We start from the raw sequence: 23,746 nt of genomic DNA, 5'->3' as shown, positions 1-23,746 counted from the left end.
ATAACATCAAAGTCAAAGATTTATTTGACAACAACCAACTGAAATTTCATTACATGAAATAATTTGAATTATTTTGCAGTTCTTGTCTTATATTTCTATATAACACAGCATTTCACGTAATGAAATACCTATTGTTTTCAGAAAAATCCCTGTCATACGTCAGTTCGGGATAAGATATAGATGAAATAGTAATAGATAAAAGGATTGTCAAAAAGGAGTGCCTGCAGTATTTATATTTTTAAACAAAAAAACAAACTACAGGCATGAAAAAAGATATCACAGAATTATATAGTTTTATAGATGATTTTTGTAAAATTTATTTGGAGTATGAACAGAGAAAGTTATTACCATCAAATAAGCAAAGAAATCGCTGTTGTAGCATGAGTCTAAGTGAAATGTTAACAATAATAATTATGTTTCATACATCCTATGCTAAGAATTTTAAATTTTTCTATAAAAGTTATATAGAGTGCATGCATAAGGATGATTTTCCCAAAGCCTTGAGTTATAATAGATTTGTTGAATTAATGGCACGATTATTCATACCGCTAAATATGTTGATTCATTTGTTGTTTGGTGAGGAAACAGGTATTTATTTTATTGACTCTACAACGATTAAAGCTTGTCACAATAAAAGGCGTTATAGCAATAAAGTTTTTAAAGGATTAGCCAAACATAGTAAATCCTCTATGGGGTATTTTTATGGTTTTAAATTACATGTAATAATCAATAATAAAGGGGAGTTTATGGCATTAAAAGTGACCAAAGGCAATGTAGATGATAGGGTTCCAGTACCGGAGTTAACAAAAAGATTAACTGGAATTATAGCAGCTGATAAAGGTTATATTAAGCAAAATTTGTTCTTAAATTTATATGAAAGAGGCTTAAAAATGATTCATGGAATTAAGAAGAATATGGAAAATAAATTAATGGATTTGAAAGAAAAAATCTTACTTCGAAAGCGTAACTTAATTGAAACAGTTTTTGATTATCTAAAAAATAAAATGAACCTTGAACATACTAGACATAGATCACCAATAAATGCCTTTGTCCATATATTATCTACTCTTGTTGCTTACTCATTAAAGAAAAATAAACCTTCAACAAAATTTGATTTTAATCTACATGTTCACAATATCCTTATCCCGAATTGACGTATAATGTTTTAAGTTGGAGTTGCAAGGTATGAAGTTGCTGTTGTTCTTGATCTTCTACTCTATTAAAAAACTCTTCTTCATGTTGTGCTAATTTGATCAAATCATGCGTTAGTTTTATTGATTTTGTTTCCCATACATTCTTCATGATTTCAGATAATTCTTCATGTTTTTGTTTTGGTTTTAGAAATGCTATTAATGCACTGCTAAATAGCAATAAAAGGTAATTTATTTGGAGTTGTATATCGCCGAAATTACTAGTTATACCAATTGTAATAATTAACACGGTGTGTTTATCCAGTCTCTATACATAATTGATTTTACTAAATCTACATTATGAGCAAATTGATTCCAAGCATAACAAGCCATAGTGACGATATCTTCATATACACCATAACATTGGTTAGACAAGAAATGATTTTTGATCCATTCCCAAACTTGTTCCATTGCATTAAGTTCCGGTGCATAGGGCGGAAGCGGTATCAAAGTGATATTGCTTGGCACAGTTAGTTTTTTGGCTGTGTGCCAACCTGCATTATCCGTTAGTAAAGCTATATGTCGGTTGCCTTGAATACTGCGAGAAAGCTCTTCTAAGAATTTATTCATTGCCTGTGTGTTTGCATATGGTAAAATTAATGCAAAAGCTTCTCCTGTATCATGGCAAGCAGCTCCATAAATATATGTTGAAATGAATTGCTGTTGCCGAACTTTACGGGGTCTAGTGCCACGCTTAGCCCATATACGAGTTAAGCTACCTTGTTGCCCAACTCGAGTTTCATCCTGAGACCATATATCAACTTTACATCTATCGATATTTTTTGGTAATAATTTTGTTAACATGTCTGGGAAGTTTTTTTATATGTATTTTGAGTCTCTTGATTTGACTTTGGATGCATTGAACGAGAAGTAATCCAGCTAAAACCAAGGCGGTGCATAGTATTGTAGACTGTTTTTAAAGCGCATTTAGCACCATATTCCTCAAGTAACATGATATGTAGCTCCTTTCCAGTTATATACCCACCAGTTTTACTTTCACTGAGCGTATTGATTTTATCAAAAAGAGCAGACTCTTGTATAGTGTTAATCTTCCTAGGGGCGCCGCTTCTTTGTGATTCAAATAATCCTTCAAAACCATGATTCCTAAATCTTCTGAGCCATGATTGCACAGTTTTCCAGTGTGACTTCACTATTTCAGATATGGCTTTTAAAGATTTGCCTAATTGAAGGTGATACATCGCCAATAAACGTATACGATTTCGACCATGCGGCTCATGTTTCATCATTTTTATAAAATCATGACCATGAAAACCTTGTGGTAATATTAACCTAGCCATTTGAGTACCTTTATCAGTTAAAAACCCATTTTACACCACTGCGTTAATTATTGCAATTGGTATTAAATAGTCTTCGCCTATATAACATTTAAAAAATTGAAATGATGCAAATGTACCAAAAATCGCTATGAATAAAGCTATCTGCCATCTGAGCAAAATACCAGTAACTAGTAAATTAATAATAAATATCATACATTGTAGTTGATGAAATTCGCTAATAATGACCAGCATACTTCCAACACAAATCAACGTATATAGCACACCTAAATTCCAAATTACTGCTATAAACCTCTCGCTTTTAAATCTAGGAGGCAATATTGGATAAACTACAAACCAGGTAGGTATTAGCAATACTGAGTGGTAGATGAAGTGATAAATATTAGCATATTTTGTGGTATAATATTCTGAGATAGTGAATAATGATGAATAAGTGGAAATTATTACAAAGAAACCAAATAGAGAAAAAGTAATTTCATTCTTTGGTAGATTACCTTTACAAAAATTCACCAGATTAAATTGTTTGATTAAATTAATGATTCTTCTGAATTTTCTTTTACGTTCAAGTCTGAGAGCAATTATAGGACTGGGGTCTTTTACGCCAATCCAACCACCGGGTTGTTTAAAAAAGTAATGGTTAAACATCAAAGTTAACAAATTAGCTGCCATAGCTGGTATGACAGCTTTCATTTGTACATTTAAGACTTCAAAACTAACTGCTGTGATAAATCCAGCAAACATGCCTATTAATACTGCTTTACTACTAGTACGAAAGCCTAGAATTGCTAAAAGAAAAGGCACTGAAACTACAGGCATATAAAAACCTAATATTTTTAACAGCAAATCAAGTATGTTACTTGCTTCGAAAACTAGAAAAATAGCAAAAATACCAACAAAAATAGCGAAAATACGTAATATAATGAGATCACTAAGATTATTACGTATCTTTCTTATAATCTCAAAATCTAGTAATTTTAAAATATCATTAGTGAATAATATAGCTGAAGAGTTAATGTACGAGTCTGCACTAGACATGATTATTGCTACAATACCTATAGCAGTAAGCCCTCTTAATCCTGGATAGCTGTGATTCTCTATAATATGGGCTAATAAGTTCTCAGGGTCAAGATTAGGATTATTTGCCAGTAATAATATTCCAACCCAGATTATTATTACTAATATTGTAAGAGATATTAAACCTCCTGTTATAAAAGACTTTTTAACTTGTATGATATTCTTAGCCATTGCCAATCTTTGAAAAAAAACCGGTTGAAAAGCTGGGATTAAAAAAAATAATAACAGGAAAAAGGAACTTATAAATTTAGAATCATTGAAATTAAATACTTGCCTACAATCGAATAAAGGATTTTCTGTGATTGTTACAAAAACTTTGTGAGGCTCATGCAGAGTTCCCCAAATCATCAAAGTAATTATCGGAACAATAGTGCCAAAAGTAAGAAATTGTATTATATCTGTAAAAGTAACAGCCTTGATACCACCAAAAGCTGAATATAATATTACTATAATAGCACTTGCCACAACAGCATAAAAACTAGAAACATTAAAGAAAAGTTGCAACATGCTAGCTGAAACTTTAAATTGCACTGCAACTATTCCTATACAAAGAAAGATGCCTGCTATAGCTGTAAGCAATTGAACTTTTTTACCATAAAGAGTCCCCATGGCTTCAGCTATGGAAAGATTACCCAAAAACTCTGCCATACGTGGAGCTAAAAAGTAACCAACAATTACAAGAGCTAAAGGTTCACCCACTGCCGGAATGATAAAATATAAACCTTGTTTATAGGATTCACTAACTGCTTCAGAAAAGAGACCACCCCCTATACAAGTGGCAATAATTGTAGCAGTTATAGTGCCAGTGGAGAAATTGCGGTTACCTATAGCATATTCGTTAATATTTTTTATGCCTCGACTATAAAATAGACCTACTGCTAAGTTAAAAGTTAAAAAGGCAGCAAAAATGGCTGTGTCCAAATCCCAACTTAAATGCATATAATCTCCCCCTGAATGTCAAAAAACTGTAAGTTTTTGACCACCAAAGACAAGATTTTTAGAAGAAATGAATCTAGATTGGTGATCGGGGAGTTCAAAAAACCACCTTAGGATAGCTACGATAGTCTTTAGGCTTAAATGTAAACATTTAAGCCCTGGACATAACTAACGTCTCCCCGACCATAAAAAGTCAAGTATCATCATTATAGGTTGATGAACCCTAAGGTAAAGGTTTTGAAACCCCAGAATTACTTTGCAGTAATTCCACCTCGAATTCTAAATTATATCCACATCTAAAGTCAATATATATTTTTATCCTGGATTGCCACAACCACTATTCATTAGTGTGCTGTTGAGAAGGTTCATCATTATCAGAAATAGCAGGATCGACTCTGCCAACCATTTCATCTAGTGATACTTGAAAATAGTCTGCTAGGGCTATAATGATTTGACTGTTAAAAATTTTTTGTTCTCTATTATCATTAAAACCACGCAAAGAATTATTACTAAAGCCTATATCTCTACCTAAAGTATATAAATTGATATTTTGTTTTTTAACTTTGTCTTTTATATATTTTTTTAAATTATTGCTAATGTCGTTAGATGATATAGTTCTAAAATTTTTTGTATGTATTGGTAAAGCATATTGTGTTCTACCAATTACTTCATCTAACGAACAATTAAAATAATTAGCTATTTTAAGTATATGGTTAATTGTAGGATTCAGAATGAGTCCCTTCATTATATGAGTAATAGTAGAGTAAGGAATTCCGCTTTGTTCAACAAAATCCTTTCTTTTTAACTTTAATTCGTTAAATTTTTTCTCTAGAAATTCTTGTATTTTATAAACAAGAGCCATAAATTTACATAAAAAAAATGTTATCTAAATAAAATAATAGCCCCAAGCTAATATTTTTCTTGACACCTCAAAATAATTATATTAGACTCCCAAAATAGAATGAGACCAAAAAAAAGAGGTAAGTAATAATTACTGACTAATTTTTTAAAATCAAAATAATATATTTTGGTTTAGCTATCCGATTAGTATTTAGCCTTGACGTCATTGCAAGCGAACGTACGTGAGCGTGGCAATCCACTATTCATTGGATTGCTTCGTCGGCTTACGTCTCCTCGCAATGACGGTGACGGAATAATGCTAACCGGGTTAGCTATAAGTCTCAAACTATAAAAGCCAATGTAACATCAAAGCGTTCAGCTTATTAATAAAGCTAAAACTTGAGTATTAGATTTGGAAAAACTAGTAAGTACTCTAAGGTTTCGCCGCCAAAAGTACTTACTAGTAAAATCAATCCAATAGCATTGCTATTAAATTACAACCGTTATTGAGGTGTAACTATGATCATACAAAAATTTCTTCAAATAGTCAAACTCTATTATTTTTGCAGTTTTATAACGTAAGTATTAGCAATACTAACGTCATTGCGAGACCATGTAATGGTCGAAGCAATCCATTTTTAATCACTTTCTTGGATTGCTTCGTCGCTACTAAAGTAGCTTCTCGCAATGACAGTTATATACACATGTCATTAATAGAGTAGGATTATGAAAGATAATACACAACCCACTAATGTTCTTGAAGAGAATAGTAATGAGGTTACAGAACAAATAGAAGAAGCACAGGACTTAGTTGTTTTAACCAACTCAGTTAGTAGCAGCTTTCTGGATACAGAAGAATTAGATCCGATCACCAAAGCCATCAGGCAAGAAATTCTGAAAAAACAGCGTAATATTCTAAAAGAATATATAGTTAAAAATCATGATCTAACCGTAATTGACTATGATGATCAGGAATTTGCTGAATATCTGAAAAATATCAATAATAGAGCAATAATTGATCAAGCATTTGCAAATAGCAAGGTTAAAGCTGAACTAGAAAAAACAGAGATAGCAGGATACAAGAAAGTTCATCATAATTTTGCTGATCAATTTCATACAATGAACTGGCAAGATGGTGATAGGCAAGGCAATGTCAGAAGCCAGATAGTAAGGAATGATTCAGGTGATGAATTGGCTACTATCAAGGAGACAACTCATAAAATTAATGCTCTAGTCTCTTTGTCAGATGGCACTCTTAAGCAAATCAACAACTACCGAACCATAGATTTTCCAACAGAATTGCCAAATAAAACTGGTTCAATGCATTTGTCGTTAGCGGTAAAAGATGAAAATGGTCGAAATATTGCCTTAGACCGAGCAGTATATTTTACCGCTCATTATGATAGTCAAGGTAAATTGTCAGAGATCAGTAGTCCAAAACCAGTAAGATTTAATGGTGAAGGAGATGAGGCAATAGGCTATATAGAGCATTTAGGACAGGTCTATAGTTTGCCAGTAACCCAGGGTAAATATCGAGAAATGATGTTAGTTTTGGAGAAGAATAAAGGGCAAGAAATCAACCTCTCACAAAGTATGGCTACTGCTCAAGATATGATGATTACTGCTAATGCTGTCAATAGCTATTTGCACATTCAACAAGAAAAGAAAGAATATAATCATGACAGGCAAAAATTAGCTGAAGAAAAACTAACCAAAATAGCTAAACATTATCGGTTAGGGAAAGAACAAGCTAAATTAATAACCAAGGGGCTACAATATGTCTATAATCACGATAATGTCCCTAACAAACAAATATTTGAGCAGCAGGCAGAGCAATTTAAACTCATTCATGATCTTACTCCTCAGCAGGCAATTGCTAAATATCAAGCAATCTTAGACGAATTACAACCAGAAACTAACTTGCGAGACCAACAGAGAAAATTATTACACAAACTTGCTGAGCGAAATCCTGGTTTGGCAAGCAATTCAGTAGCAAGACATTATACTACTCATGCAGCAGCATATCAGCAAGAGAAAACAACAGATGCAAATAGTACAGCATTAGAGGAGTTAGAAGATACTGTAAAAATATGTGGTGGTTATGAAAAATTAGGCTTAACTCCTCTGAAGAAACAATTACCTGAATTTGATAAGATACGACAGAAATCTGCTCAAATGGTGAAAGAAGTAGATCAAGCAATGCCTCAGATAGGAGTAGTTGAGCAATCTTTTGATGAAAAACTGAGGAAACTACAATTATTGGCTGATAAATTACCAAAATCTAATCCCAATAAAGAAAAATTGAATATTTTTGTAAAACTAAAGCTGGAAGAGCAAGAGTCAATTAAAACCGGTAAACCGCTACCAAAAAGTAAAGAAAGAGATGAGTTTTTGGCAAGGAAAACTGAGGCAGCTAAAAAAACAGAGCGGATGATAGGAAGATTCATGAGTAGAGATTCTCCATCCAATAAAGCACTACCACTGAATACATCAAAACTACAATTAAAGAACACTCAAATAAATAAGGGGTGACTATGCCAGGTAACAAATTTTTATACACTAGAGTACTTATGTCTGATACATCAAAGCAGAATAGAGAACAAATTCACATCTACTTAAGTAATCAGTATCAAATTGATTTGACCAAAGTTCTAGAAAATTATCACTCAGATATGGATATGTTGGAGACAGTTAAAAATCTTGAGCTTGAACTTTCAGAATTTCAGGAAATATTTAATGATAACCGGAAAGACACTGCCTGGAATTTATATTTACATTTAGTAGCAGGAAAACAAGAGGTTGCTTCATATTTATCAGAGTATCTAAGAAAAGGTTATGGTACTGTTCAAGATGACTTCCTTGCTGATTTGACTTTGCTAATAGGAGCTAAGTTAGGAGATCAACAATCAATCGAACTAATGGCAACAAGGTCAATATCATCGCAAATATTAGATATAGCCAAAAAATGTTTGCCAGAAATTGTCCAACATAAATTAGGAGTAGAAGGTAGAGAAGAAATATTATGTGATGAGATGATGGCAAGAGGCAAGGCATTTGCTTATTTTGTCGAGAAATTATCAGATCATTCCTATTATCAAACTATCCAAGACTTTGGATCAGTAGGGATAAAATACTGGAGTAAATTTGTTGAACCAATACATTATTGTTTATCTGAAATTACAGATGAAGTGCCAATAGCAGGGGCATCATCACAAGAGCAAGAATGATGTGTGATATTAGGGCTTATAGCTAACCCGACTAACATTATTCCTAATTCACAGATGTCATTGCGAGACCACGTAGTGGTCGTGGCAATCCATTACTATTTAATTAGACTGGATTGCTTCGTTAGCTCACGCCTCCTCGCAATGACTAAGCAAGATTCAGAGAAAACATTCAATAATGAGTTGTTTATGACCGATGAAACCGATGAACAAGTCCTGTTATTTTCATATCCACCTCATAGCCGGCAAATACAAGAATATTTGATGCAGGAGTTTTTGGATAAAATTATAGCATGTAGTAAAAGGCGTAATTCTATAATAGATACCTCTATTATAAAACTGGCATTAAAATACGTTATCAAATACCAAGCAGATCAGAAACGACACTCTGGTGAGTCATATTACCATCATCCAATACAAGTTGCATTAATAGCAGCCAAACTTTCCTGTAAAACTGAAATAATAGCAGCGTCATTATTACACGATATTGTAGAGGATACAGCTATTACTATTGACCAGATACAGCTTTTATTTGGTAGCAAAATAGCAGAATTAGTTAACAAACTGACGAAGCTTGACGATGTTATAACAAAGAAAATAAAAATTGAAGGAGAACATGCCTTACAGAAATTGCTTCAACCGGAAAATACGGACGCATTATATATCAAGCTTGCTGACAGATTACACAACATGCAAACCCTTCATCATATTAAGTCAAGAGAAAAACAAAAAAGAATAGCCTTGGATACTTTAAACAACTTTATACCAATTGCAATAATTAACACGGTGTGTTTATCCAGTCTCTATACATAATTGATTTTACTAAATCTACATTATGAGCAAATTGATTCCAAGCGTAACAAGCCATAGTGACGATATCTTCATATACACCATAATACCAATTGCAATAATTAACACAGTGGTGTAAAATGGGTTTTTAACTGATAAAGGTACTCAAATGGCTAGGTTAATATTACCACAAGGTTTTCATGGTCATGATTTTATAAAAATGATGAAACATGAGCCGCATGGTCGAAATCGTATACGTTTATTGGCGATGTATCACCTTCAATTAGGCAAATCTTTAAAAGCCATATCTGAAATAGTGAAGTCACACTGGAAAACTGTGCAATCATGGCTCAGAAGATTTAGGAATCATGGTTTTGAAGGATTATTTGAATCACAAAGAAGCGGTGCCCCTAGGAAGATTAACACTATACAAGAGTCTGCTCTTTTTGATAAAATCAATACGCTCAGTGAAAGTAAAACTGGTGGGTATATAACTGGAAAGGAGCTACATATCATGTTACTTGAGGAATATGGTGCTAAATGCGCTTTAAAAACAGTCTACAATACTATGCACCGCCTTGGTTTTAGCTGGATTACTTCTCGTTCAATGCATCCAAAGTCAAATCAAGAGACTCAAAATACATATAAAAAAACTTCCCAGACATGTTAACAAAATTATTACCAAAAAATATCGATAGATGTAAAGTTGATATATGGTCTCAGGATGAAACTCGAGTTGGGCAACAAGGTAGCTTAACTCGTATATGGGCTAAGCGTGGCACTAGACCCCGTAAAGTTCGGCAACAGCAATTCATTTCAACATATATTTATGGAGCTGCTTGCCATGATACAGGAGAAGCTTTTGCATTAATTTTACCATATGCAAACACACAGGCAATGAATAAATTCTTAGAAGAGCTTTCTCGCAGTATTCAAGGCAACCGACATATAGCTTTACTAACGGATAATGCAGGTTGGCACACAGCCAAAAAACTAACTGTGCCAAGCAATATCACTTTGATACCGCTTCCGCCCTATGCACCGGAACTTAATGCAATGGAACAAGTTTGGGAATGGATCAAAAATCATTTCTTGTCTAACCAATGTTATGGTGTATATGAAGATATCGTCACTATGGCTTGTTACGCTTGGAATCAATTTGCTCATAATGTAGATTTAGTAAAATCAATTATGTATAGAGACTGGATAAACACACCGTGTTAATTATTGCAATTGGTATAAAGTTTGTTATTCCATTAAAAATGGATCATAAAATTCGTCTTACAAAAGGTTTAAGAACTTTAACCATTGAAAGAATATTTAGTGATGTTAAAGCCTTAGAGTATAGGGCTTGTAGTGGTATATTATGGAATAGAAAGGTTAATTTTACCGCATATAGAAATGATAAGAGCGAGCTGATGGTTCTGGTGTCTTCAATTGAAATAGAGCAAGATATTTTTGCTTTATATAAATTTCGTTGGAGTGTTAACGACTATTTTTGCACCTAAAAAGCGGTGGTTTTGATATTGAAAAAAGTCACATTGTAAAATTGGATAGATTTGAAAAATTATTAGTGATAACTACTATTGCTTCAGCTTTAATAGTCAAAAATGGAATAATACAAAATGCCTTAAATCCCATCCGAATAAAACGGTACAAAACCATTGAAAGACAATTGTTTTCATTATTTACCTATGGCTTTGATCATATCAAAAATGCTTTTTATCAATCTACAACAGCCATAACGCAGCTAATATCCACATTATTAATACCTCCCAAACAAAAACTTTTTTCTATCCTAATACCATCTTTACAAAAATTGTAGGGTACTATGTTACTTATAGGCGTCGCTCCATCGCTCCTAGCACCAAATCCCCCTGAATTGACTATAGGAGGTTATCGGAGAATAAAAATTGACCGTATTTAGGGTAAATTCTCTATTCTTCAATAGGCTCCTAGTGTGTATCTAAATCATTAAGTATATGAAAGTACTTATCTAGCATTTTCTTATCTAAGTTATCAGGCAACACTAACGGCAGTGTAGCAAATACTTCATCTAATGCCTTAATAATAGGCTGAGCTATAAGAAGAGATAATGCTTTCGATATACTGTGTACATCACCTGAATGCTCCTTGTAGAAATCTTGATATTGTATCACTATATCTTCAATTATAACAACTTTAGCACGCGGATAATTTGACATCATCAGATTCCAAGGATTACCATGAGATCTTTTCTGATCTCCTCCCAACCTAATATCACTTCTATATAACCTGAGTTTGACGTAAGCACCAAACAAAATGCTAAGCATTATGTAATAACATAAACAAACTGTTGGTGGTGAGCTATGGTAAAAATAAAACCTTCTTTCAAACTAGTGTGTTAGGAGAAAGAATATTTGAAAAATAAGAAGGGAGGGATTATAAAGTTCTCGAATAATAACAACAAAATTGGAGAATATATTATGATCCCTCTTACGGAGATTTTCTGCTTAATTGATGATTTTTGCAAGCATTTTGATACGGAGCAAAATAAATATATATTACCAAATCCTAACCGTAAGCGTAAAGTAGTTTGCAGTATAGGACTCTCAGAGATTATTACTATTATAGTAATGTTTCACTTGAGTCACTACCGTACCTTTAAAGATTTTTATTTATGCTGCCTATGTCAAAGTTATAGAAAACGTTAATTCGGGATAAGGATTAGTAAAAATGCTTTAGCTATAACTAATACCAATTGCAATAATTAACGCAGTGGTGTAAAATGGGTTTTTAACTGATAAAGGTACTCAAATGGCTAGGTTAATATTACCACAAGGTTTTCATGGTCATGATTTTATAAAAATGATGAAACATGAGCCGCATGGTCGAAATCGTATACGTTTATTGGCGATGTATCACCTTCAATTAGGCAAATCTTTAAAAGCCATATCTGAAATAGTGAAGTCACACTGGAAAACTGTGCAATCATGGCTCAGAAGATTTAGGAATCATGGTTTTGAAGGATTATTTGAATCACAAAGAAGCGGCGCCCCTAGGAAGATTAACACTATACAAGAGTCTGCTCTTTTTGATAAAATCAATACGCTCAGTGAAAGTAAAACTGGTGGGTATATAACTGGAAAGGAGCTACATATCATGTTACTTGAGGAATATGGTGCTAAATGCGCTTTAAAAACAGTCTACAATACTATGCACCGCCTTGGTTTTAGCTGGATTACTTCTCGTTCAATGCATCCAAAGTCAAATCAAGAGACTCAAAATACATATAAAAAAACTTCCCAGACATGTTAACAAAATTATTACCAAAAAATATCGATAGATGTAAAGTTGATATATGGTCTCAGGATGAAACTCGAGTTGGGCAACAAGGTAGCTTAACTCGTATATGGGCTAAGCGTGGCACTAGACCCCGTAAAGTTCGGCAACAGCAATTCATTTCAACATATATTTATGGAGCTGCTTGCCATGATACAGGAGAAGCTTTTGCATTAATTTTACCATATGCAAACACACAGGCAATGAATAAATTCTTAGAAGAGCTTTCTCGCAGTATTCAAGGCAACCGACATATAGCTTTACTAACGGATAATGCAGGTTGGCACACAGCCAAAAAACTAACTGTGCCAAGCAATATCACTTTGATACCGCTTCCGCCCTATGCACCGGAACTTAATGCAATGGAACAAGTTTGGGAATGGATCAAAAATCATTTCTTGTCTAACCAATGTTATGGTGTATATGAAGATATCGTCACTATGGCTTGTTACGCTTGGAATCAATTTGCTCATAATGTAGATTTAGTAAAATCAATTATGTATAGAGACTGGATAAACACACCGTGTTAATTATTGCAATTGGTATTAATAGCCTATTTAAGCGATCTCGATAAAAGTTCATTGGTAGCTATGGAAGCATGTGGAGGAGCTAATTATTGGTCACAGGAAATTGCTAAGCTTGGTTTGCAAGTCAAACTAATGAAAACAAAAGATGTAAAAGTTTATGCTACATCGAAACAGAAAAATGATTATAACGATGCGTTAGCAATATGCAAAGCGGCTCGTGATCCAGAATTAAAAACTGTGCTGCCAAAAAGCAAAGAGGAACAAGATATAAAATTTTTGCATAAAATTAGAAGTAATACGATCAGAGATCGTGTGCAAAAAACTAATTCTACAATATCAAGTTTATGTGAATATGGCTATAATACAAAATTAAGTAAAAATAAATTTTGCAAATCATGTAGGCTGGAGGTAGAGTTAGCGTATAGTAAAGGTTATATAAATTCTGGGATACGGTCAATTTTACTTTTAGAATGTAAAGAAATTGAGGATTTATGTGACAAAGAGAAAACTTTAGAAAAGCTGATTATCAGCAATAATAAGCAAAGTGAGAAAGCTACTAGGTTGCAGACAATTTTTGGCATTGGAGCAATCAATGCTAGTTGTTTGAGTGTAGCCCCAATGGAAAGTTATCCAACCCCGAGGGATTTTGCTGCTTCGCTTGGTTTGGTACCAAAGCAACATAGCTCAGGAGATAAGATAGTTTTAGGAGGGATTACCAAACAGGGAGATAGATATGCCAGAACTATGTTGATTCAAGCCGCAAGGACAATAGCAATAAGAGCAAAAAGTGGTAAGGAATCGAAAGATAAACTAGTGCTATAATGGTTCCAATATTTTGGACAGAAAAATAAGAAAAATGAGATAGAATTCTTTAGCAAACAAGGAGAGCTAGAGATGAAAAAACAAGTAAGGCAATATAGTGCTGAGGAGAAAGCCAAAATTGTCATAGAAGCAATTAAGGGAGAGCTAACAATAGCCCAGATAACCAGTAAGTATGGTGTTCATGCAACACAGATCAGTAACTGGAAAAAACAAGGTCTTGAGTTGTTAGTACAAGGTTTTAAGAATAAAACACAGAGTGCTGATCCAAATCAGCAGGGGTTAATCAAGAATCTATATGAGCAAATTGGTCAGTTAAGCGTTGAGTGTGACTGGCTCAAAAAAAAATCTGCATTGTTTGGAATTAAAGGTTAGGTGTAATATGATAGAGCCTAATCATAATAAGTTAACAATTGTACAACAGTGTAAGTTATTGGATATTAGCAGGTCAACCTATTACTATCAACCTACTGGTATTAGTGAACAAGATATCAAGATTATGGCAATAATTGATGAGACCTATACTATGCATCCATATTATGGTATGCGGCGGATGGCTAAATATTTACAAGCCCAAGGTTTTTCGGTAGGTCGTAAAGCTGTTAGACGTTACTACAAGATAATGGGTCTTGAAGCTGTTTATCCTAAAATAAATTTAAGCAAGAGGAATCAAGCGCATAAAATATATCCTTATTTACTAAAAGGATTAGAAATAGTATTGCCAAACCAGGTTTGGAGTGCAGATATAACGTATATAAGACTGAGCCAAGGGTTCGTATATTTAGTAGCTATTATTGACTGGTATAGTCGTTATATTCTAAGTTGGCGAATCTCCATTAGTTTGGAAAGTGAATTTTGTGTAACAGCCCTTGAAGACGCTATAGAAAAATATGGTATGCCAAAAATATTTAATACTGATCAAGGAGTACAATTTACCTCGGAGAATTTTATTAGTATGCTAAAGCTACATAATATCTTGATTAGTATGGATGGTAAGGGACGAGCCTTAGATAATATTTTTATTGAACGTTTTTGGCGATCATTAAAACAGGAAAAAATTTATCGGATTATTTTAACAACAGTAAAGGAGGCAAAGACAGCAATTAACGAATATATGGACTTTTATAATAGACAAAGGATGCATCAAGCTTTGGATTATAAAACTCCAGAATGTGTATATTTTGAAAAAAATATTGTATAAAAACAACAATTTAATTTTTGTGAATTATATCTCTATTTATCTAAATTTTTGTCTAGACAAAGGGGACCACCTTAAAATTTGCTGAAAATAAATCATATAATATTATATGTGTTGGTTTAGCAAATAAGTTAGCAAGGATTGCTTATGCAGTAGTCACCAATGGTAGCGAATATGTTGCAAATTAGTTTAGTTGAGAAAAAAGAAGAAACTATGTCAACTAAATAAATAAGGTGGTCCCCTTTGTCTAGACAAAAATTTAGATAAATAGAGATATAATTCACAAAAAGAGTCTGTCCTATAGTTTGTGTAAGTTGCAAAGAAAGCAGTAAGAGATTACTGTAAAAAAAGTAACTTAAGCAAGCAAGGAGGAATTATGGCTAAAAAATTAGATACAGATAAAGATACATTAAACATCAGTAATCAGCTAGTAGAAGAATTATTATCAAAAGCAGATCCATCGGAGTTATTTGGTCGAGATGGTTTATTTCAACAGCTAAAGAAGCAAATAGTTGAGAAAATATTAGCAAGTGAGTTGGATCATGAATTAGGATATTCAAAACATAGCAAGATGCCAAAAGTAGATAATAATAGTCGTAATGGTAGCTATGAGAAGACAGTAATTGATGGGGATGGTCGTAAGCTGACAGTAGAAGTACCAAGAGATCGGGAAGGAGAGTATAATCCTCAATTAATACCAAAAGGGCTGAGGAGATTTAATGGATTTGATGAGAAAGTGATATCCCTTTATGGTCGCGGTATGACAGTCAGCGAGATCCGAGGGCATTTAGAAGAAATATATCAAACTGATGTATCTGGTGACTTGATATCCACCATAACAGATGGGGTAATAGAAGAAGTAACTAGGTGGCAAAATCGTTGTTTAGATAGGGTGTATCCAATATTATACTTGGACTGTATCTATGTAAAATCTAGAGACAATCACATAGTAATAAATAAAGCAGTATATTTAGCACTTGCTGTAAATATAGAAGGGAAAAAGGAGTTACTTGGCATTTGGATAGGCAAAAATGAAGGTGCTAAATTTTGGATGCAAGTAGTTACTGAGTTAAAGAATCGAGGAATTGAACAAATTTATGTTGCTTGTGTGGGGTTTAAAGGGCTTTCCAGAAGCTATAAGCAGTGTATTCCCGAGTACTATAGTACAATTATGTATTGTACATATGGTTCGCAATTCAGTAAAGTATGTGTCATATAAAGATTTAAAAGAGGTCACATCAGATCTAAAACAAATTTATACAGCTAATAATGACGAAATGGCACGTTTAAAACTTCAGCAATTTGGTGTAAAATGGGATAAAAAATATCCGGTAATTTCTGATATTTGGCAACGTAATTGGTCTGGGATAATACCGTTTTTTGCCTTTCCTGAAGAGAACAGAAAGGTAATTTATACTACTAACACTATAGAATCTGTAAATCGTCAAATTAGAAAAATTATCAAAAATAAGGGGGTGTTTCCAGATGATAAGTCAATTCAAAAAATAATATTTTTATCCCTACAAAATGCAGCCAAAAAATGGACCATGCCTATTAAAGATTGGTCTTTAGCTTTAAATCAATTTGAAATACTTTGTGGAGATTTTAAATATGATTTATTGGAAAATAAAAAATGAACTTTGTGAGTAGACCTAACCAATTGCTTGGTTAAGCCCCTCCTCAGAACCGGACATGCAGAGCTACCGCATCCGGCTCCCGAAAGGTAAGATAGGCTTGTACCCTATTTTTTTTTGTTGGTTTTAGAACATTGAAATGGTCTTCCACTTATTTGGAAAGTCGACCCTTTTGAGTATTTCAGCTAATCTTTGCCAATTCATCTTACGCTTCCCACCCATTCTATTAAACCACCCATATATTGCTCGCCTAGTTTGGTGAATAAATGAACTTACTCGTCTTTGATTATCTGATATACCATGATAATTGATCCACCCCTTTGTAGCTCTAATGACTTGCAATAATATCTGTTCTTTGCCCCTCTCATTAAGGTGACTTCGTAGATATTCTCTTAGCCCTTTAAGCTTCTCGGTAAATCGATCTTTCCTTGTGGTATATTTTAATCTCCATATGTTACCAAACCTTGATTTACCCCAATAGCAAGTAAAGCCAAGAAAATTATAACTCTTGATCTTCTTACCTTGCTTAGCTAAGTCCTCAGCATGGTATCTACCGGACTGAATCATCTGCGATTTAGCTTCATTGATGTTCAAGCCATACTTGTTTAATCTTTTGGGCAAAACCTCATAAAACTTCCTCGCGTCTTCTTCATTCTCAAAGACGAACACCATATCGTCACAATACCTCACCATTCCAGTTTGCCCTCTTATGTTTTCCTTGCTGATTTTAGCAAACCAACAGTCAATAACATAATGTAGGAAGACATTTGCCAAAATTGGTGATGTTTTAGACCCTTGGCGGCATCCTTCCTTGTTAGTAACTGTAATGCCGTTTTCTATAATTGGTGTTTCCATCAGTTTCATAACTAGTCTTAGGAATCTTTTGTCAGATATTCTCTTTCTTAGGAATCCCATCAACTCAGAATGTTTGATTGAATTGAAGCACTTAGTTATATCAATTTCAACTACAGCTCCTTTATTGAAGTTATACGTAAGTCTATTCAACTCCTTAAGTGCATCATGGGCGTTTAATTTAGGTCGAAACCCGTAAGAACATTTTAAGAATATTGGCTCGAACACTGAGTTTAATATCTTGCTTACTGCCGACTCGATTATCTTGTCTTCAAAGCATGATATTACCAAAGGTCTTTTGCCTCCATCTTCTTTTGGAATCAATGTAATTCGTGCAGGTTTAGCTTGATATTGCCCCTTGCGAATTTTAGTAAGGAGCGAGAGCAAATTTGCTTCCAACTTCTTACCATAAACCGCTTTGGTTATACCATCTATTCCTACAGCTTTCTTGCTATCAAGTTCCTTATATTGTTCTTCTAACATCTTTAAATCAATAATATGTCCAAGATTATTAAACTTTATGTCTTGATTTTGTGATGATAGCAACTTTATACGCTCAAGTTTCGTTGACCATGTATTTCCGTCTATGCTGTGTACGGTCATTGTTTCCCTCTTACGTTCTTACCTTTCTGTCAGCCCTTCGCTCCACTCCCATTACGAAGCTTCATCACTACTACAACTGACTCAGCCATCCTTAACACCATCTCCAAAGCCTTATGTTTCGGCACTTGTACTTTGAATACTTACTTAACTCAGTAAGAGTTATAAGGACTTCTCAAGTTGTGTCATTAATCTCTACAAACTCGCTGACGCCTGAGACCCCGATGGTTGAAAACTTTCGGATTTTCGCTAGTTTGACCTCTAGTTTTCTCTTGTCTACTGCGTTGTGTAGCACATCGACTTCCACTACCAATATCATTTCAGGGCTATCACGTTCACCATTTGGTTTCGGCTCGGATGTTTCGCTGTCTACGCTTTACTACTGTCGTTACCTTCAGCAGCACAAGACTCGCTATATGGTGGAGCTAGCTACTCCTTCCATAACAGGACTTTCACCCGTAAGATTAATGCACCTTATCTTGACGCACACACAAATTAAATGATTGACTCGGAATTTAAAGGTTAGGTGTAATATGATAGAGCCTAATCATAATAAGTTAACAATTGTACAACAGTGTAAGTTATTGGATATTAGCAGGTCAACCTATTACTATCAACCTACTGGTATTAGTGAACAAGATATCAAGATTATGGCAATAATTGATGAGACCTATACTATGCATCCATATTATGGTATGCGGCGGATGGCTAAATATTTACAAGCCCAAGGTTTTTCGGTAGGTCGTAAAGCTGTTAGACGTTACTACAAGATAATGGGTCTTGAAGCTGTTTATCCTAAAATAAATTTAAGCAAGAGGAATCAAGCGCATAAAATATATCCTTATTTACTAAAAGGATTAGAAATAGTATTGCCAAACCAGGTTTGGAGTGCAGATATAACGTATATAAGACTGAGCCAAGGATTCGTATATTTAGTAGCTAGAGCCTTTCTAATTAAGTGTGTAAATTTTTCATAGGGCTTAAATTCTACCTTCAAATTTTATCAAAAAGTGAGCCATAGCTGCGTTCCAGTTCGGAATCGGCATAACCCATTTCTTGGTCATATAATCAATTGCCAAATATAAGGTCTTAAAAACGGCATTATCATTTGGAAAAACCCTTTTATTCTTAGTAACCTTACGTAATTGGCTATTGACAGATTCTATACTATTAGTTGTGTATATTACTTTCCTTATCGCCTCAGGGTATTCTAGAAAAACCATTAAATTTTCCCAATGAACATACCAAGATTTAGCAATTTGTGGATACTGTTTACTCCATTTAGCTTCAAAAGATTCTAAAGCAAGATGTGCTTCTTCCTCTGTGCTAGCAGTATATATAGGCTTTAAATCAGCCGCTAATTCTTTTCGGTCTTTATATGATACATATTTTAAACTATTTCTAATCTGATGTACAATACATAATTGATGTTCGGTTTTCGGAAAAACTGCTTCTATTGCCTCAGACATACCGGTTAAATTATCACTGCAAGCAATAAGCATGTCTTGCATACCTCTGTTCTTCATCTCAGTAAAATTACCAAGCCAAAATTTAGCTCCTTCATTTTCACTGTTCCACAATCCTAAAATATCCTTCCTTCCAGATAAATCAATACCTAATGCTACATATACAGACTTATTGATAATTCGTTTATCTTGACGTACTTTTACTACTAAACAGTCAAAAAATACTATAGCATATACTCGATCCAATGGTCGGCTTTGCCATATCTTGACATCCTCAATTACATCATCAGTAATTTGACTTATCAAACTTTCGCTAACGTCAGCTCCATACAATTCTTGCATTTGAATCTTAATATCAGATAAGCTCATTCCTTTAGCGTATAACGATATTATTTTATCATCAAATCCTTCAATACGTCTTTGACGCTTCGGAATTAATGCAGGTTCAAATGTACTACTTCTATCCCTTGGAACCTCAATCTCTACAACTCCATTATTTGTTACTAGATTCTTTACTTTACTACCATTACGAACATTATTGCTATCAGTATGACAATATTTATCATATCCTAAGTGATTATTCATCTCTGACTGCAATGCCTTCTCTACAAGCCTTTTGGTTAATTGTTTTAATAAACCATCCTCTTTAAATAAAGTTGATATATCTGTATCATTATTTATTAATAAATCTATTGCTTGATTCATTGCTTCATTTTGTTTGTGACGCATTATAATTTCTCCTTTTGTTATATTATATTTTTATATAACCTTTGAAAAATTTACACACTTATTTGTACAGAGCCTTGCCTCCTTTACTGTTGTTAAAATAATCCGATAAATTTTTTCCTGTTTTAATGATCGCCAAAAACGTTCAATAAAAATATTATCTAAGGCTCGTCCCTTACCATCCATACTAATCAAGATATTATGTAGCTTTAGCATACTAATAAAATTCTCCGAGGTAAATTGTACTCCTTGATCAGTATTAAATATTTTTGGCATACCATATTTTTCTATAGCGTCTTCAAGGGCTGTTACACAAAATTCACTTTCCAAACTAATGGAGATTCGCCAACTTAGAATATAACGACTATACCAGTCAATAATAGCTACTAAATATACGAACCCTTGGCTCAGTCTTATATACGTTATATCTGCACTCCAAACCTGGTTTGGCAATGCTATTTCTAATCCTTTTAGTAAATAAGGATATATTTTATGCACTTGATTCCTCTTGCTTAAATTTATTTTAGGATAAACAGCTTCAAGACCCATTATCTTGTAGTAACGTCTAACAGCTTTACGACCTACCGAAAAACCTTGGGCTTGTAAATATTTAGCCATCCGCCGCATACCATAATATGGATGCATAGTATAGGTCTCATCAATTATTGCCATAATCTTGATATCTTGTTCACTAATACCAGTAGGTTGATAGTAATAGGTTGACCTGCTAATATCCAATAACTTACACTGTTGTACAATTGTTAACTTATTATGATTAGGCTCTATCATATTACACCTAACCTTTAATTCCAAACAATGCAGATTTTTTTTTGAGCCAGTCACACTCAACGCTTAACTGAACAATTTGCTCATATAGATTCTTGATTAACCCCTGCTGATTTGGATCAGCACTCTGTGTTTTATTCTTAAAACCTTGTACTAACAACTCAAGACCTTGTTTTTTCCAGTTACTGATCTGTGTTGCATGAACACCATACTTACTGGTTATCTGGGCTATTGTTAGCTCTCCCTTAATTGCTTCTATGACAATTTTGGCTTTCTCCTCAGCACTATATTGCCTTACTTGTTTTTTCATCTCTAGCTCTCCTTGTTTGCTAAAGAATTCTATCTCATTTTTCTTATTTTTCTGTCCAAAATATTGGGACCATTATACCCTACAATTTTGAGAAGATGAAGAAGAATGGTTGATTTAGAGCGGTGTGAAGTAGTATAAGGTAGGTATTTTTATAACAAAATGCATAATATAATACTTCAAGAATTGATTTTATATATAGACGGAAATAAATCAAGATTAAAATGTTTGGTTGGTATGGTAATTAGTTTGCTGACGGGCAGCTCAATTTATCAAAAAGGTTTAGCACTTGGTATTTTAGGTGATGCTAAAGCGACGTCAAAAACTCATAGAATTTATCGTTTTTTAAAAGATTTTAATTTTGATTATATGAAGGTTGGCTATTTGCTATTAAGCTTTTTTGCTTCAAAAAATTATGTCGTAGCAATGGATAGGACAAGTTGGAAATTTGGTAAATCCGATATTAATATTTTATTTTTAGTAATGGTAATTGGTAAAATATCGGTGCCAATATTCTGGAAGACTTTGTCGCATGGTGGCGGGTGTTCTGCAGAATTTATGAAGGAATTTTTACAGAAATTTATTAATAATTTTGGCGTTGAAAGAATAAAATATTTGCTTGCTGATAGAGAATTTATGAATAAAGAATGGTTAGACTTTCTGATAAATAACCATCTAAAGTTTGTTATTCCATTAAAAATGGATCATAAAATTCGTCTTACAAAAGGTTTAAGAACTTTAACCATTGAAAGAATATTTAGTGATGTTAAAGCCTTAGAGTATAGGGCTTGTAGTGGTATATTATACCAATTGCAATAATTAACGCAGTGGTGTAAAATGGGTTTTTAACTGATAAAGGTACTCAAATGGCTAGGTTAATATTACCACAAGGTTTTCATGGTCATGATTTTATAAAAATGATGAAACATGAGCCGCATGGTCGAAATCGTATACGTTTATTGGCGATGTATCACCTTCAATTAGGCAAATCTTTAAAAGCCATATCTGAAATAGTGAAGTCACACTGGAAAACTGTGCAATCATGGCTCAGAAGATTTAGGAATCATGGTTTTGAAGGATTATTTGAATCACAAAGAAGCGGTGCCCCTAGGAAGATTAACACTATACAAGAGTCTGCTCTTTTTGATAAAATCAATACGCTCAGTGAAAGTAAAACTGGTGGGTATATAACTGGAAAGGAGCTACATATCATGTTACTTGAGGAATATGGTGCTAAATGCGCTTTAAAAACAGTCTACAATACTATGCACCGCCTTGGTTTTAGCTGGATTACTTCTCGTTCAATGCATCCAAAGTCAAATCAAGAGACTCAAAATACATATAAAAAAACTTCCCAGACATGTTAACAAAATTATTACCAAAAAATATCGATAGATGTAAAGTTGATATATGGTCTCAGGATGAAACTCGAGTTGGGCAACAAGGTAGCTTAACTCGTATATGGGCTAAGCGTGGCACTAGACCCCGTAAAGTTCGGCAACAGCAATTCATTTCAACATATATTTATGGAGCTGCTTGCCATGATACAGGAGAAGCTTTTGCATTAATTTTACCATATGCAAACACACAGGCAATGAATAAATTCTTAGAAGAGCTTTCTCGCAGTATTCAAGGCAACCGACATATAGCTTTACTAACGGATAATGCAGGTTGGCACACAGCCAAAAAACTAACTGTGCCAAGCAATATCACTTTGATACCGCTTCCGCCCTATGCACCGGAACTTAATGCAATGGAACAAGTTTGGGAATGGATCAAAAATCATTTCTTGTCTAACCAATGTTATGGTGTATATGAAGATATCGTCACTATGGCTTGTTACGCTTGGAATCAATTTGCTCATAATGTAGATTTAGTAAAATCAATTATGTATAGAGACTGGATAAACACACCGTGTTAATTATTGCAATTGGTATTATGGAATAGAAAGGTTAATTTTACCGCATATAGAAATGATAAGAGCGAGCTGATGGTTCTGGTGTCTTCAATTGAAATAGAGCAAGATATTTTTGCTTTATATAAATTTCGTTGGAGTGTTGAACGACTATTTTTGCACCTAAAAAGCGGTGGTTTTGATATTGAAAAAAGTCACATTACGTCAGTTCGGGATAAGATATAGATGAAATAGTAATAGATAAAAG

28 protein-coding genes and 2 pseudogenes are annotated in these 23,746 nt (G+C 33.7%); 20 read left to right on the top strand and 10 right to left on the bottom strand.

The window, feature by feature from the left end; genetic code table 11:
* The first annotated feature begins 263 nt into the window (after positions 1-263).
* Positions 264-1,154, top strand: coding sequence for an IS982 family transposase (locus tag NBW66_RS04325; protein WP_250310582.1), 891 nt, complete (start codon positions 264-266; stop codon positions 1,152-1,154).
* On the opposite strand, the gene NBW66_RS04320 is transcribed toward NBW66_RS04325, so the two are convergent.
* The 5 genes from NBW66_RS04320 to NBW66_RS04300 form a co-directional block, all read right to left on the bottom strand.
* Complete coding sequence (locus NBW66_RS04320) at positions 1,141-1,440, bottom strand: hypothetical protein (RefSeq protein WP_250311831.1); 300 nt, start codon at positions 1,438-1,440, stop codon at positions 1,141-1,143. The two genes, NBW66_RS04325 and NBW66_RS04320, sit on opposite strands and share 14 nt — an antisense overlap.
* Positions 1,434-1,994, bottom strand: a complete 561-nt coding sequence (locus NBW66_RS04315) for an IS630 family transposase (RefSeq protein WP_250310543.1) — start codon at positions 1,992-1,994, stop codon at positions 1,434-1,436. Before NBW66_RS04315 ends, NBW66_RS04320 begins: the two co-directional genes overlap by 7 nt.
* Positions 1,988-2,488, bottom strand: coding sequence for a helix-turn-helix domain-containing protein (locus tag NBW66_RS04310; RefSeq protein ID WP_250310542.1), 501 nt, complete (start codon positions 2,486-2,488; stop codon positions 1,988-1,990). Before NBW66_RS04310 ends, NBW66_RS04315 begins: the two co-directional genes overlap by 7 nt.
* Before the next feature lie 30 nt (positions 2,489-2,518).
* Positions 2,519-4,498, bottom strand: coding sequence for a sodium:solute symporter family protein (locus NBW66_RS04305; RefSeq protein ID WP_250311830.1), 1,980 nt, complete (start codon positions 4,496-4,498; stop codon positions 2,519-2,521).
* A 334-nt stretch (positions 4,499-4,832) separates the two neighbouring features.
* On the bottom strand, positions 4,833-5,357 hold the full coding sequence (locus NBW66_RS04300; protein WP_250311829.1) for a helix-turn-helix domain-containing protein: 525 nt from the start codon (positions 5,355-5,357) through the stop codon (positions 4,833-4,835).
* Between the two features lie 704 nt (positions 5,358-6,061).
* Between NBW66_RS04300 and NBW66_RS04295 the strand changes: the two genes are divergently transcribed.
* From NBW66_RS04295 to NBW66_RS04265, 7 genes are all read left to right on the top strand, one after another.
* Positions 6,062-7,867 (top strand): Sca4 family protein, encoded by a 1,806-nt coding sequence (locus NBW66_RS04295; protein ID WP_250311828.1) that lies wholly within the window; start codon positions 6,062-6,064, stop codon positions 7,865-7,867.
* A gap of 38 nt (positions 7,868-7,905) precedes the next feature.
* Positions 7,906-8,562 carry a hypothetical protein gene (locus NBW66_RS04290; protein WP_250311827.1) on the top strand — a complete coding sequence of 219 codons (657 nt, stop codon included), beginning with the start codon at positions 7,906-7,908 and terminating at the stop codon, positions 8,560-8,562.
* Between the two features lie 141 nt (positions 8,563-8,703).
* Positions 8,704-9,372 (top strand): HD domain-containing protein, encoded by a 669-nt coding sequence (locus NBW66_RS04285; RefSeq protein ID WP_250311826.1) that lies wholly within the window; start codon positions 8,704-8,706, stop codon positions 9,370-9,372.
* 145 nt (positions 9,373-9,517) lie between these two features.
* Positions 9,518-10,018: a helix-turn-helix domain-containing protein gene (locus NBW66_RS04280; RefSeq protein WP_250310542.1), complete on the top strand. Its 501-nt coding sequence runs from the start codon at positions 9,518-9,520 to the stop codon at positions 10,016-10,018.
* A complete protein-coding gene (locus tag NBW66_RS04275) occupies positions 10,012-10,572 on the top strand; it encodes an IS630 family transposase (protein WP_250310543.1) in 561 nt (186 codons plus the stop codon). The genes NBW66_RS04280 and NBW66_RS04275 overlap by 7 nt, the downstream gene beginning before the upstream one ends.
* The gene (locus NBW66_RS04270; protein WP_250311825.1) at positions 10,566-10,856 is read left to right on the top strand and encodes a hypothetical protein; all 291 of its coding nucleotides are present in this window, start codon (positions 10,566-10,568) and stop codon (positions 10,854-10,856) included. Before NBW66_RS04275 ends, NBW66_RS04270 begins: the two co-directional genes overlap by 7 nt.
* Positions 10,847-11,173 carry a hypothetical protein gene (locus NBW66_RS04265; RefSeq protein ID WP_250311824.1) on the top strand — a complete coding sequence of 109 codons (327 nt, stop codon included), beginning with the start codon at positions 10,847-10,849 and terminating at the stop codon, positions 11,171-11,173. The genes NBW66_RS04270 and NBW66_RS04265 overlap by 10 nt, the downstream gene beginning before the upstream one ends.
* Before the next feature lie 130 nt (positions 11,174-11,303).
* On the opposite strand, the gene NBW66_RS04260 is transcribed toward NBW66_RS04265, so the two are convergent.
* On the bottom strand, positions 11,304-11,648 hold the full coding sequence (locus tag NBW66_RS04260; RefSeq protein ID WP_250311823.1) for a hypothetical protein: 345 nt from the start codon (positions 11,646-11,648) through the stop codon (positions 11,304-11,306).
* A 165-nt stretch (positions 11,649-11,813) separates the two neighbouring features.
* Here NBW66_RS04260 and NBW66_RS04255 point away from each other — a divergent pair.
* The 7 genes and pseudogenes from NBW66_RS04255 to NBW66_RS04225 form a co-directional block, all read left to right on the top strand.
* A pseudogene (locus NBW66_RS04255) lies at positions 11,814-12,035 on the top strand (IS982 family transposase); the annotation flags it as partial.
* Positions 12,036-12,144: 109 nt separating this feature from the next.
* On the top strand, positions 12,145-12,645 hold the full coding sequence (locus NBW66_RS04250; RefSeq protein ID WP_250310542.1) for a helix-turn-helix domain-containing protein: 501 nt from the start codon (positions 12,145-12,147) through the stop codon (positions 12,643-12,645).
* Positions 12,639-13,199, top strand: coding sequence for an IS630 family transposase (locus NBW66_RS04245; RefSeq protein WP_250310543.1), 561 nt, complete (start codon positions 12,639-12,641; stop codon positions 13,197-13,199). Before NBW66_RS04250 ends, NBW66_RS04245 begins: the two co-directional genes overlap by 7 nt.
* Before the next feature lie 3 nt (positions 13,200-13,202).
* Complete coding sequence (locus NBW66_RS04240; RefSeq protein WP_250311821.1) at positions 13,203-14,018, top strand: IS110 family RNA-guided transposase; 816 nt, start codon at positions 13,203-13,205, stop codon at positions 14,016-14,018.
* Positions 14,019-14,090: 72 nt separating this feature from the next.
* Complete coding sequence (locus tag NBW66_RS04235; protein ID WP_094649795.1) at positions 14,091-14,390, top strand: transposase; 300 nt, start codon at positions 14,091-14,093, stop codon at positions 14,388-14,390.
* Positions 14,391-14,397: 7 nt separating this feature from the next.
* Positions 14,398-15,216, top strand: coding sequence for an IS3 family transposase (locus tag NBW66_RS04230; RefSeq protein ID WP_250310664.1), 819 nt, complete (start codon positions 14,398-14,400; stop codon positions 15,214-15,216).
* A gap of 373 nt (positions 15,217-15,589) precedes the next feature.
* Positions 15,590-16,850, top strand: a pseudogene (locus NBW66_RS04225) (IS256 family transposase).
* Positions 16,851-16,973: 123 nt separating this feature from the next.
* On the opposite strand, the gene NBW66_RS04220 reads toward NBW66_RS04225, so the two are convergent.
* Positions 16,974-18,302, bottom strand: coding sequence for a reverse transcriptase domain-containing protein (locus NBW66_RS04220; protein ID WP_250310618.1), 1,329 nt, complete (start codon positions 18,300-18,302; stop codon positions 16,974-16,976).
* A gap of 530 nt (positions 18,303-18,832) precedes the next feature.
* Between NBW66_RS04220 and NBW66_RS04215 the strand changes: the two genes are divergently transcribed.
* Entirely contained in the window at positions 18,833-19,276 is a 444-nt protein-coding gene (locus NBW66_RS04215; RefSeq protein WP_250311493.1) for an IS3 family transposase, read from the top strand.
* Between the two features lie 3 nt (positions 19,277-19,279).
* On the opposite strand, the gene NBW66_RS04210 is transcribed toward NBW66_RS04215, so the two are convergent.
* The 3 genes from NBW66_RS04210 to NBW66_RS04200 are packed head-to-tail and all read right to left on the bottom strand — an operon-like array spanning position 19,280 to position 21,587.
* A complete protein-coding gene (locus tag NBW66_RS04210; protein WP_250310568.1) occupies positions 19,280-20,494 on the bottom strand; it encodes an IS256 family transposase in 1,215 nt (404 codons plus the stop codon).
* Positions 20,495-20,524: 30 nt separating this feature from the next.
* Positions 20,525-21,280: an IS3 family transposase gene (locus NBW66_RS04205; RefSeq protein WP_250311820.1), complete on the bottom strand. Its 756-nt coding sequence runs from the start codon at positions 21,278-21,280 to the stop codon at positions 20,525-20,527.
* A 7-nt stretch (positions 21,281-21,287) separates the two neighbouring features.
* Positions 21,288-21,587 (bottom strand): transposase, encoded by a 300-nt coding sequence (locus NBW66_RS04200; RefSeq protein ID WP_250311819.1) that lies wholly within the window; start codon positions 21,585-21,587, stop codon positions 21,288-21,290.
* 159 nt (positions 21,588-21,746) lie between these two features.
* On the opposite strand from NBW66_RS04200, the gene NBW66_RS04195 reads away from it, so the two are divergent.
* The 4 genes from NBW66_RS04195 to NBW66_RS04180 are packed head-to-tail and all read left to right on the top strand — an operon-like array spanning position 21,747 to position 23,724.
* Positions 21,747-22,403, top strand: a complete 657-nt coding sequence (locus NBW66_RS04195) for a transposase (protein WP_250311818.1) — start codon at positions 21,747-21,749, stop codon at positions 22,401-22,403.
* 47 nt (positions 22,404-22,450) lie between these two features.
* On the top strand, positions 22,451-22,951 hold the full coding sequence (locus NBW66_RS04190; RefSeq protein WP_250310542.1) for a helix-turn-helix domain-containing protein: 501 nt from the start codon (positions 22,451-22,453) through the stop codon (positions 22,949-22,951).
* Positions 22,945-23,505 carry an IS630 family transposase gene (locus NBW66_RS04185; protein WP_250310543.1) on the top strand — a complete coding sequence of 187 codons (561 nt, stop codon included), beginning with the start codon at positions 22,945-22,947 and terminating at the stop codon, positions 23,503-23,505. The genes NBW66_RS04190 and NBW66_RS04185 overlap by 7 nt, the downstream gene beginning before the upstream one ends.
* 3 nt (positions 23,506-23,508) lie before the next feature.
* Positions 23,509-23,724: a hypothetical protein gene (locus NBW66_RS04180; protein ID WP_250311817.1), complete on the top strand. Its 216-nt coding sequence runs from the start codon at positions 23,509-23,511 to the stop codon at positions 23,722-23,724.
* Positions 23,725-23,746 lie beyond the last annotated feature (22 nt).

This window comes from Rickettsia endosymbiont of Oedothorax gibbosus (genome assembly GCF_936269705.1).
Classification (GTDB): domain Bacteria; phylum Pseudomonadota; class Alphaproteobacteria; order Rickettsiales; family Rickettsiaceae; genus Tisiphia.
This window is presented reverse-complemented; position numbering and strand designations above follow the sequence as displayed.

Coding starts and splice junctions, on each gene's coding strand:
- NBW66_RS04215 (WP_250311493.1), top strand. CDS start 18,833: ATGATAGAGCCTAATCATAATAAGTTAACAATTGTACAACAGTGTAAG.
- NBW66_RS04220 (WP_250310618.1), bottom strand. CDS start 18,302: ATGACCGTACACAGCATAGACGGAAATACATGGTCAACGAAACTTGAG.
- NBW66_RS04190 (WP_250310542.1), top strand. CDS start 22,451: ATGGCTAGGTTAATATTACCACAAGGTTTTCATGGTCATGATTTTATA.
- NBW66_RS04280 (WP_250310542.1), top strand. CDS start 9,518: ATGGCTAGGTTAATATTACCACAAGGTTTTCATGGTCATGATTTTATA.
- NBW66_RS04200 (WP_250311819.1), bottom strand. CDS start 21,587: ATGAAAAAACAAGTAAGGCAATATAGTGCTGAGGAGAAAGCCAAAATT.
- NBW66_RS04305 (WP_250311830.1), bottom strand. CDS start 4,498: ATGCATTTAAGTTGGGATTTGGACACAGCCATTTTTGCTGCCTTTTTA.
- NBW66_RS04275 (WP_250310543.1), top strand. CDS start 10,012: ATGTTAACAAAATTATTACCAAAAAATATCGATAGATGTAAAGTTGAT.
- NBW66_RS04195 (WP_250311818.1), top strand. CDS start 21,747: ATGCATAATATAATACTTCAAGAATTGATTTTATATATAGACGGAAAT.
- NBW66_RS04230 (WP_250310664.1), top strand. CDS start 14,398: ATGATAGAGCCTAATCATAATAAGTTAACAATTGTACAACAGTGTAAG.
- NBW66_RS04205 (WP_250311820.1), bottom strand. CDS start 21,280: ATGATAGAGCCTAATCATAATAAGTTAACAATTGTACAACAGTGTAAG.
- NBW66_RS04315 (WP_250310543.1), bottom strand. CDS start 1,994: ATGTTAACAAAATTATTACCAAAAAATATCGATAGATGTAAAGTTGAT.
- NBW66_RS04285 (WP_250311826.1), top strand. CDS start 8,704: ATGACTAAGCAAGATTCAGAGAAAACATTCAATAATGAGTTGTTTATG.
- NBW66_RS04250 (WP_250310542.1), top strand. CDS start 12,145: ATGGCTAGGTTAATATTACCACAAGGTTTTCATGGTCATGATTTTATA.
- NBW66_RS04300 (WP_250311829.1), bottom strand. CDS start 5,357: ATGGCTCTTGTTTATAAAATACAAGAATTTCTAGAGAAAAAATTTAAC.
- NBW66_RS04185 (WP_250310543.1), top strand. CDS start 22,945: ATGTTAACAAAATTATTACCAAAAAATATCGATAGATGTAAAGTTGAT.
- NBW66_RS04295 (WP_250311828.1), top strand. CDS start 6,062: ATGAAAGATAATACACAACCCACTAATGTTCTTGAAGAGAATAGTAAT.
- NBW66_RS04210 (WP_250310568.1), bottom strand. CDS start 20,494: ATGCGTCACAAACAAAATGAAGCAATGAATCAAGCAATAGATTTATTA.
- NBW66_RS04310 (WP_250310542.1), bottom strand. CDS start 2,488: ATGGCTAGGTTAATATTACCACAAGGTTTTCATGGTCATGATTTTATA.
- NBW66_RS04290 (WP_250311827.1), top strand. CDS start 7,906: ATGTCTGATACATCAAAGCAGAATAGAGAACAAATTCACATCTACTTA.
- NBW66_RS04325 (WP_250310582.1), top strand. CDS start 264: ATGAAAAAAGATATCACAGAATTATATAGTTTTATAGATGATTTTTGT.
- NBW66_RS04245 (WP_250310543.1), top strand. CDS start 12,639: ATGTTAACAAAATTATTACCAAAAAATATCGATAGATGTAAAGTTGAT.
- NBW66_RS04235 (WP_094649795.1), top strand. CDS start 14,091: ATGAAAAAACAAGTAAGGCAATATAGTGCTGAGGAGAAAGCCAAAATT.